Below are 8,525 nucleotides of genomic sequence, written 5' to 3'. Positions count from 1 at the left end.
CTTTTTTACGATATGACCAATGCCTATCTGGGTGTATCTCTCTCATTTCCCAACAGGGTAATAACTAGTATAACTACATTAATATACCTGTTTAATAATTTCCTACAAAAGTAAAAGGGTGTATCAATAGTACGATACACCCTCTTTTTATTCGGGTACCTGATGGAGACATGTCGGCATTTAGACAACTCTCAGGCGCTTTATTTATTTTTGATACATCCTCTCTATTCGGTACCTGATGGTGTCAGGCAGTCGTTTCCGCAATGCTCAGGATCGTTTGCTTTTGATACAGCCCTTTACTATTGCTGAGTAATTTATTTCGCAGCTAAAATTTCCAGGTAATGTGGGTTATACATCACACCCAATACATTTCCAAAAGGGTCAACCACAGAAGCCGTTACAAAGCCGCCACCACGTTCGGTTACATCATCTAATATTGTGGCGCCCATATCCAGTAAACGTGCTACGGTGGCCTTTATATCATCTACATGCCAGTATACAATGGCACCACCCGGAGTGGTAGTTGCGCCACCCGGCGCATATTTGCTGTCAATTATTCCCAGCTCAGCCTGATAATCACCCAGTCGAAACTCCACATATCCGGGCCTTTCAAAGTAGGGAGCCATGCCGGTTAACTCGGTATACCATTTCCTGGCAGCCTCGTGGTCAGCAGCAAAATAGCTAATAGTAGCGAATCCTCTTAATGGGTTTGTATTTGTCATAGCGATAGTTTTTATCTGTTTTAATGATGATGTAAAGGTAGCCGTGGAGGTATGACAACCTTATGTCAGTAGATGTAAAACAAAGTGATAAAAATAAACTACCTGATAAGTTGGGGAAGGTGGCGGAATATAATATAAAGTCATGAAAGCAGCCATGAGCAAGCAAAAGGGCTACTTTCTACTTATTAAATTGAAAACAAAATTATTCCTACAGATATTTTTCGCGTAATATCTTAAAGTGATGGAGCTGATGGCCTATCATGGTAAAGCCCAATGCGAGTACACTGGTCTCAATTTTCCAGCTTACCCCTGTGCGTAGCATCACAGCTTCGTTAAAACCCCTGAACATGGCTTCACTCGCTATCCGGGTGGCCTTTAGTTCATCCACAATGCTGGAAAGGGAACGATCCTGGTTTAAGGTATTGGCAGCGTACTTTTCTTCATCAAATCCTGGCAATGGACCTTTATCGTTACGGGAAAAAACCATGGCCCGGTACATGAATACCCGCTCTGTATCAGCCATATGAAGAAAAACATCCTTCATGCTCCATTTGCCGGCGGCATATGCATAATTGCCCCGTGGTTCATAACGCGCTACATCAAATTTATTCAATTCCTCATTCGCCAACTGAAAGGCATCTGTAAGATCCACATCCGGCACCAGATTGATATATCTGTCATAAAACCTGGGCATAGGAAAAATTAAACCTTTTTTCATAGCGGACAATTCAGGGTATGTTAGAATTAATCTTTAGTGTTCAGTCGCTGAGGCGCCGGTAAGCGGGTCGCCCATTGCAGCACTGACTGCAAATTAACATTTCTTACACTAAAATCCGCATCCGCATTATAGATTCCTTCGGTACCGGGCGTCAGACTGATGGTGGTTCGTTGGTCCGTCAACGTTACAGCGCCTCTGGCCAGCACGGTACGCACATGTTGCCGGTCGTAACTGTTGATGGAAAATTCGGCTGCTGAGGCATTGATGTCGGTCACGGGAGTATGTACAGTCAGGGAAGTAGAGTCACTGGGTAACAGCCTGAAATAGGCCTCCCCATCCACAAATAGCTGCTTATTTCTGCCGGCTGTAATGAATTTGAATCTAACGGTAGTTTTGCTGTTCAGAAAAACGTAGGTGCCATCTGCCAATATAAGTGAGTAGGTAAGCCCTTCCGGAACATACAGGGTATTCCAGCTGGTCACCCCTATTCCCTTGGGTGAATAGGTAATGCCCTGGGGGGATGCATATATAGTAGCATCGCGGGACTGTATGATCTTATGCTGCCTGGGTGTAAGGTCCAGCACATCTCCGTTGGCAAGTGTTAAGATGATCCTTTTCTCCGCGGCTTCCTTTATGATCGGAACAGGAACAATAGTTGGCTGCTGTACCCACCACCATATACCTCCGATTACGGTCAGTATGCAAACTAAAGTTATCCACACTGCCGGTGTTGCGGCTTGTTTCGGGTGTGGTTTCATGTGTTTAAATTACAGGTTTGGTACCAGGCAATTTTTGCCTGCTGAAAAGTACAAATTGCCTGGAAACTGACCAACACCGGCAGGCTTTACTTTGTTAGCATCCTGTTAAAACTGGTTAAACTTTTAGCGGTTTTAATTGTCTATCTTTATTCACGTTCACTTTTTTTACCAAACTAGCCCGGCGGATGAGTAAAAATTTTCTGTCTGTATTACTGGTTATGGTGATAGTCGCCTTTGCATCCTGTGGGCACCGTAAACAACCGGCAGCCAAAGAATCCGGTCCTATTGTGGTAGATGTTATTGTTGCAAATCCACGCACTATCAGCAATATCGTAGAAGCCAACGGAACTGTTGTCGCTAACGAATTTGTAGAGCTGCACCCCGAAACCAGCGGGCGCATCACCTATCTGAATGTGCCGGAAGGGGCACTCGTTCAAAAAGGCACGGTCATCGCCAGAATTAATGATGCTGACCTTGTGGCACAACAGGAAAAAGCCAAAGTACAACTGGACCTGGCCGTTAAAACGGAAGAAAGACTCAGAAAACTATTGGCAATCAATGGTATAAATCAGGCTGATTATGATGCCGCCCTCAACCAGCTCCAGGGCCTCCGCTCTGATATCGCCTATTACCAGGCACTGATCGATAAAACAGTCGTAAAAGCTCCGTTTACTGGTGTGATAGGGCTCCGGCAAGTTAGTATAGGCGCCTACGTTAGTCCCACCAACATCATCGCCACCCTGCAAACAACCAACACACTCAAAATCGATTTCACCATCCCGGAGCAATATAATTACCTCGTTAAAAAGGGTAATAAAGTACAGGTAGCCATGGATGCCACTTCCGGCAAAATGATCAATGCCACCATCATCGCCGTGGAACCCCAGGCCAACGCCGCTACCCGCAACCTCGTTGTACGCGTGATGCTGCCTAACGTTTCCGCCCATCCCGGCGGCTTCGCCAAAATTTACGTTGATGCAGGTTCGCATAGTAAAGCCATCCTGGTTCCTACAAACGCACTCATCCCCGAGGATAAAAATAATAAGGTGATCGTTGTTAAAAATGGTCGCGCCTCCTTTGTGAGCGTACAAACAGGCGTGCGCCAGGCATCCAGCGTGGAAGTCACCAGCGGCGTTACCAGCGGTGACACCGTTGTGGTCACCGGCGTGCTCTTCGCCCGCCCAAATGGTATCCTAAAAGTCAGGGAAATTAAACAACTGGAGAACTGATGAATATCTCGGAGCTGTCGCTGAAAAGGCCGGTAATGGCCACCGTAATGAACCTGGCACTCATACTGTTTGGAGTGGTAGGATTCACCTTCCTGGCTATACGCGATTATCCGGCCATCGACCCGCCCATCATCACCGTTTCCACCTCCTACACCGGCGCCAACGCTGATATTATAGAAAGCCAGATCACCGAACCGTTGGAAAAACAAATCAACGGTATCCCCGGCATCCGCACCATCACCTCCTCCAGCTCTATCGGCAGCAGCGCCATCACCGTGGAATTCAACCTCGGGGTAGACCTGGAAGCCGCCGCCTCCGACGTGCGCGATAAAGTTGGACAAGCTCAACGTAACCTCCCACAGGATATCGACGCACCACCAGTGGTTACCAAAGCAGACGCCAACGCCGACTTCATCCTCATCCTGGCCGTACAAAGCCCCACCAAAGGATTGATGGAATTGAGCGACTACGCCGAAAATGTTCTCCAGCAACAGTTCCAGACTATCAATAACGTTAGTTCCATCAACATTCTCGGACAAAAACGCTACGCCATGCGCCTGTGGCTGGACCCCGACAAAATGAGTACCTATAACGTAGCCTTTACCGATGTAAGCACCGCCCTTAACAACGAAAACATAGATCTCCCCCCGGGAAAAATATATGGAACAGAAACGGAGCTGACTATACGAACACTGGGGCGACTCACCACAGAAAAAGAATTCCGCGACCTGATTATCCGGGAAGACAGCAGCGGCATCATCCGCCTGTCTGATGTGGCCAAAGTGGAGCTGGGCCCGGAAAAATATGAACAGAGCTGGAAATATAATGGCGTGAACGCCGTAGGACTCGCTATCACCCCACAGCCCGGCGCCAACAACGTAGAAATCGCCGATGAATTCTACAAACGCCTGGAAGCCATCGAGAAATCTAATAAGTCCGATATCCAGTTTAAAGTACTGATTGATAACACTAAAATCATACGGCAGTCGCTCGAAGAAGTAGAAGAAACACTGATGATTGCATTTGCACTTGTGGTACTGGTGATCTTCTTTTTCTTCAGAAACTGGCTGATAGCCGTGCGCCCGCTGATAGATATTCCTATCTCCCTCATCGCAACATTTTTTGTGATGTATGCCGCCGGCTTTAGTCTCAACATCCTTACACTGCTGGGCATCGTACTGGCCACCGGCCTCGTGGTGGACGATGGTATTGTGGTAACGGAAAACATCTTCCGCAAAATGGAGGAAGGCATGCCCATCCACCAGGCTGCACTGGAAGGCAGCAAGGAAATATTTTTTGCGGTAATATCTACCTCTATCACACTGGCAGTGGTGTTTTTGCCGGTGATATTCCTGGAAGGCTTTGTGGGCCGCCTCTTCCGCGAATTTGGAGTAGTGCTGGCCGCCGCGGTGCTGATCTCCGCATTCGTATCGCTCACCATCACGCCGGTACTCAACGTAGTACTGAACCGCAAAGATGCGCAGCATTCGAAATTCTACCTGAAAACAGAGCCTTTTTTCCAGGGCATGGAATCAGGGTATAAGCGGTTGCTGGAAGGCTTTATGAAAATACGCTGGGTGGCCTGGGTAATTGTAGCCGTGTGCGGCGTGATTATTTACCTGATTTTAAATAGCCTTAAAAGCGAAATTGCACCGCTGGAAGACAGGAGCAGCATACGTTTCCAGGTAACCGCACCGGAAGGTACCAGCTTCGAAGCTATGCAATCTATTACCGACCGGATCTCCGATTATTTATATGACTCCCTGCCAGAACGTGATTTTGTATTTGCCAGAACTCCCGGTGGCGGAGGAGGTGGTGGCGGTGGGGCCGTGAACCAGGCGCAGCCGCGTGTAGGGCTCATTGCCCCGCAGGATAGAATCCGTTCGCAAAACGATATTGCCAACGACTTGCAGAACAAGCTTTCCCGCTTTAATGATGCCCGCATATTTGCAGTACAGGAACAAACGATTGCTGTAGGCTCCGGCTCTAAAGCTGCATTGCCCGTGCAGTTTGTGCTGCAAACAACGGACCTTACCAGGCTCCGTGAAATCATTCCTAAATTCCTGGATGAAGCCAGAAACGATAAAACCTTCGCGAACGTAGATGTAAACCTGAAGTTTACTAAGCCGGAAGTGCAGCTCTCGTTGGATCGTACCAAAACCCGCGACCTGGGCCTGTACGCATCGGATGTAATCCGTGCTGCACAAGCAGCTTTCAGCGGCGGGCGTATGGCATATTTCATCATGAACGGTTACCAGTACCAGGTAATAGGGCAGGTGGCCTGGGATAACCGCAACAAACCTAACGATATCAATAACCTGTATGTGCGTAACAACAGGGGCAACCTGCTGCCGCTGGATGCAGTGGTACACCTGCAGGAAGGTACCAACCCGGCCATCCTGTATCACTATAACAGGTATAAATCGGCCACCATATCTGCTTCACTATCGCCCGGCCATACCGTAGGCGATGGTATCAAAGCCATGCAGGCCATTTCAAACCGGCTGCTCGATGAGTCCTTCCAGACCTCCCTGTCCGGCCCTTCCCGCGATTATGCGGAAAGCTCTTCCAACATCGTGTTTGCGTTCGGGTTAGCCCTGCTGCTGATCTATTTGGTACTGGCCGCACAGTTCGAAAGTTTCATTGATCCGCTCACTATCATGCTAACGGTACCACTGGCACTGGCAGGCGCTTTGCTGAGTTTGTGGGTGTTTGGTCATACCCTCAATATTTTCTCTGAAATAGGCATGATCATGCTCATAGGGCTGGTAACAAAAAATGGTATCTTAATCATTGAGTTTACCAACCAGAAAAGGGAGCAGGGCATGGCGAAGGTAGAAGCTGTGATAGAAGCCGCTTCCCAGCGTTTACGCCCGATCCTGATGACGAGCCTGGCCACTTCGCTGGGCGCACTGCCTATTGCGATGAGCCTGGGCGCCGCCGCTACCAGCCGCGTGCCACTGGGGATTGTGGTAGTAGGTGGTATCCTGTTTTCACTGATTCTTACATTACTGGTTATACCGGCCGTATACACCTATATTTCCGGCAAACACAAAGCGCATAGTCACGAATGAAAAGATGTCTGATTTTTTTGGGGATGATAGGTTGCATCGTTGTTGCGGCAGCACAGCAGCCGTATAAGCTGCCACCTTATAAGCAGCCGCTGTACATGAAGCCACCGGTAAAGCAGGACCCGCTTACGTTACAGCAGGCCGTGAACATTGCTTTGAAAAACAGCCTCGACCTTCAACTGGCACAAAATGACCTGGAAGCCAATACATTACTCAATACATATGGTTATGCCGGCGGCTTGCCGCTGATTCAGGCTACTGTTAATGATAATGAGCAAACAACTAACCTCACCCAGCGCCTCAATTCAGGTGAAGAAATCAAACGTACCGGCAACGTGAGCAATGCCCTGCAATCGGGACTCGGCGCCAGTATCATTCTGTTTAATGGCCGGAAGGTGGTAGCTACCAAGCGCAGGTTGGAGCAGTTGCAGCAGTTGTCGGATACCCAGCTGGATTCCATGATACTGCGTGTAGTCGCTAACGTTGAACTCAAATATTATGATGTGGTGAGACAGCAGAGTCTCGCTGGTACACTGTCACAGTCTATAGCCGTATCACAGCAGAAACTCGATATAGTAAAAGCCCGCAAGGAAGTGGGCATGGCCAATGATGCCGATCTGTTTCAGGCGCTCGTAGATATCAATGCACAGCAGCAGGCATTGCAAACCCAGGACCTGGTGATCCGGCAGTCTAAAACAGATCTGCTGACATTACTAACCCTGCGGCCGGATTCTGTGATCATTATTAAAGATACCGTGCTGGTGGATAAAACGATCAGTCTCGATTCCATTCTGAGCAGGTTGTATACAGAGAATCCACGGTTGCAGGCTGCCGACATACAGGTACGCATAAACGAACTGAGAGAGCGGGAAGCCGCAGCCCTGCGCTATCCCAGCCTGTCCGCCAATGCAGGCTATAACTTCAACCGTACCTCTTCGTCAGCAGGCAACGTTACGTTTAACCAGAACTATGGCCCTTATGTGGGAGCGGGACTAACGATTCCTATTTTCAACGGCGGTATTTACAAGAAGCAGCAACAGGTAGCGGCCATAGATACACGCAATGCCAAACTGTTGAAAGAAACTTACCTGCGCGATTATACCGCAGTAGCGGTGAAAGCATGGCAGGCCTATAATAATAACCTGGAGCAACTGGCAACCGCTCAAAATACCTATGAGCTGTCTGGCAAACTGGTAAGCCTTACTATACAGCAGTTACAGCTGGGCCAGGCAACGGTGATAGATGTAAAAACCGCACAGCAGAGTTTTGAAGTAGCTGGTTATCAGCTCACCAACCTAGCCTACGCCGCCAAGGCGGCAGAGATAGAGTTGAAGCTGCTGGCCAATATGCTCAGTTACTAACTAACGGGTACGGCTCATCTTTGCTTTTGCATAAAAGTAATTGACCCCTAGTGCAATGATGCAGATAAACAGCCCGAAAAACTCACGGGTATCTTCTATCCATGGTTTGGTGGCTTTCATCGACTGCGCTATGTTCTCCGCCTGATGCTGTGTAGCCCAATCAACCACCCCATCTCTCGTAAAAAATAAATAGATAGCATATACCAGGTAGATGCCAATGCCCAGTAAGTAGAGTTTGCTGTAAAACCTGCTACGTGCAGCCATTGCACAAAGTATGGCGGCATACAGGTATATGGGCATCCATACATACGGATCAGGATCGTTGTATTGCAGGCCGGCAAAGACCACAAAGATGACAGCGAAAAAGATATTAAAAGCTTTCATGTATATAGAAAAGTATTGCAGCGCTAAACATACGCAAAATGGAGATTGAAAGAGAGCAGGTTAGGAAATATTTTAAAAAAATGTTAAAGCGATACTTGTTTGAGTTAAATTATATTTCTAAATTAGTTGCGAAGAACTTATAAAATTCCACGTGAGAACCAAAATCTGGGTTGAGATAGAAAGATAAATAGAGCAACTTCTCACATTTTTTAATTTTTATTTTTTGTTATTCTGATTTCATTTTAAAAAGACACTGTTTGTTTTTTATGAGCTGAATTAGTA

7 protein-coding genes are annotated in these 8,525 nt (G+C 47.6%); 3 read left to right on the top strand and 4 right to left on the bottom strand.

Annotation, left to right across the window (positions count from 1 at the left end; genetic code table 11):
- Positions 1-314 precede the first annotated feature (314 nt).
- The 3 genes from KW844_RS20220 to KW844_RS20210 all read right to left on the bottom strand — a co-directional run bounded on the left by KW844_RS20220 (position 315) and on the right by KW844_RS20210 (position 2,198).
- Complete coding sequence (locus KW844_RS20220) at positions 315-722, bottom strand: VOC family protein (RefSeq protein ID WP_218378598.1); 408 nt, start codon at positions 720-722, stop codon at positions 315-317.
- Positions 723-930: 208 nt separating this feature from the next.
- On the bottom strand, positions 931-1,440 hold the full coding sequence (locus KW844_RS20215) for a DinB family protein (RefSeq protein WP_218378597.1): 510 nt from the start codon (positions 1,438-1,440) through the stop codon (positions 931-933).
- A 26-nt stretch (positions 1,441-1,466) separates the two neighbouring features.
- Positions 1,467-2,198 (bottom strand): FecR domain-containing protein, encoded by a 732-nt coding sequence (locus KW844_RS20210; protein ID WP_218378596.1) that lies wholly within the window; start codon positions 2,196-2,198, stop codon positions 1,467-1,469.
- Positions 2,199-2,383: 185 nt separating this feature from the next.
- On the opposite strand from KW844_RS20210, the gene KW844_RS20205 reads away from it, so the two are divergent.
- From KW844_RS20205 to KW844_RS20195, 3 genes are read left to right on the top strand one after another with little or no spacing between them, the layout of a single operon-like run.
- The gene (locus KW844_RS20205) at positions 2,384-3,427 is read left to right on the top strand and encodes an efflux RND transporter periplasmic adaptor subunit (RefSeq protein WP_255578546.1); all 1,044 of its coding nucleotides are present in this window, start codon (positions 2,384-2,386) and stop codon (positions 3,425-3,427) included.
- Positions 3,427-6,501, top strand: coding sequence for an efflux RND transporter permease subunit (locus KW844_RS20200; protein WP_218378595.1), 3,075 nt, complete (start codon positions 3,427-3,429; stop codon positions 6,499-6,501). The genes KW844_RS20205 and KW844_RS20200 overlap by 1 nt, the downstream gene beginning before the upstream one ends.
- Entirely contained in the window at positions 6,498-7,859 is a 1,362-nt protein-coding gene (locus KW844_RS20195) for a TolC family protein (RefSeq protein ID WP_218378594.1), read from the top strand. Before KW844_RS20200 ends, KW844_RS20195 begins: the two co-directional genes overlap by 4 nt.
- Here KW844_RS20195 and KW844_RS20190 read toward each other — a convergent pair whose 3' ends face one another.
- Complete coding sequence (locus KW844_RS20190; RefSeq protein WP_255578545.1) at positions 7,860-8,243, bottom strand: transmembrane 220 family protein; 384 nt, start codon at positions 8,241-8,243, stop codon at positions 7,860-7,862.
- Positions 8,244-8,525: the final 282 nt, after the last annotated feature.

Source organism: Chitinophaga sp. sic0106 (assembly GCF_019219075.1).
Taxonomy (GTDB): Bacteria; Bacteroidota; Bacteroidia; order Chitinophagales; family Chitinophagaceae; genus Chitinophaga.
This window is presented reverse-complemented; position numbering and strand designations above follow the sequence as displayed.